Origin of the sequence: Roseovarius sp. MBR-78 (assembly GCF_040547535.1) — a bacterium.
Classification (GTDB): Bacteria; Pseudomonadota; Alphaproteobacteria; order Rhodobacterales; family Rhodobacteraceae; genus Roseovarius.
This window is the reverse complement of sequence record NZ_JBEPPX010000081.1, coordinates 1-1223: the sequence shown is the minus strand read 5'-3', so window position 1 is coordinate 1223 and position 1223 is coordinate 1. Positions and strand designations below refer to the sequence as shown.

Genomic DNA, 1223 nt, shown 5'->3' with positions numbered 1-1223 from the left:
ATCGTCACACGATGCTGCGAAGCCTGGAACCTCTTCGCCAACGACACCGCCACCGTCCGATCCATCTCCAGCCGCGATTATGCCAAAGAGGTCAGCGGCTAAGGCCGTTGGTATTAGAGTGGCAGGTGGGTCATTTTTGGATGATCATAACCCACCCAGGTGGGTCACTTTTGCATGCCGATTTACCCTCTTCGGGGAACAACTGATCCAGCGCAATCTCCAGATCATTGAGGTCGGCAATATCCCGAATCGACGCGATTTCGTCGCCGTTCGGGTTTGCAATCACGACCGAGTCGACGATGAGTTCGGGCGTCGGCGTGCCCCCGGCGAGGAAGTCCGCGAAATTCCCGATCACGATCACTGCGTAGCCGTCTGCCTCGATACGCACCTCGGTGTCGGAAACGGCGATACTGGCGATGTCCACACCGGCATTTTTCAACGCGACCGCGTCAATACTGAAGGCGCTGAATTCGGATAGAAGCGCCGAAAGGGCATCCTGCTCTGCCTGCTCGGTCAGGGCCGCGTCAAGGCTCGACAAATCGGCTGCCAATGCGCCAATCCTGCCCAGAGAATCGGGAAGTGTGCCATCAACCGTGAGCACCTGCTCCCCAGAGGTGAGGGTGTAACCCGTTGCAGAAATATCAAGCGTGAGAAATTCAAAACCGCTACTATCTGCAACGACAATCCGGTCCAGCGCGCCAGTCGCCAATCCATCCATGATCGCCTGTTCAAGCGCGTCCAGCGTGCTCACCGGCGAAATCCCCGCTCCGGTCACGACGACGGAAAACTGCTCTGCGGTCAGGGAGTTACGCGCCGACAACGCGATCCGGTTGGACGCCAGCGATACCGCCGTAAGCTCGTCCGTGTCGCCGAATGCGTTTCCGAGCGTCTCATGCGTCAGGGAGAAGCCGGTCAATCCCGGAAGCAGGAAGTCCGCCTCGAACCGAAGATGGTCAAATTCGGGGGGTCTCAATGTGGTAGCCATGATGCTCTCCAGGCGGTCATTCAGAAATATTGGCATGTTTATTGTAAGCCTGCCTCTCATGGCCCAAAAGCCTTATATAAAGTCATATTTCCTGCTTTTGGTCGGTCTGCCGCTCGTGTTCGCGGCCTGTGGGCCAACGTCTCATACCAACGGCCTGATTGTTTGACTCGCAGAGGATTCCCTTCTGCAGAAAAATCTGAATCACTGTCTTCAAATGATGGAGGCTTTGATGGCAGTT

At 56.3% G+C, this 1223-nt stretch carries 1 protein-coding gene; it reads right to left on the bottom strand.

The features are described 5' to 3' along the window. Window positions 1-130: 130 nt before the first annotated feature. Window positions 131-985, bottom strand: a complete 855-nt coding sequence (locus tag ABIE58_RS20270; protein WP_354546416.1) for a hypothetical protein — start codon at window positions 983-985, stop codon at window positions 131-133. Window positions 986-1223 lie beyond the last annotated feature (238 nt).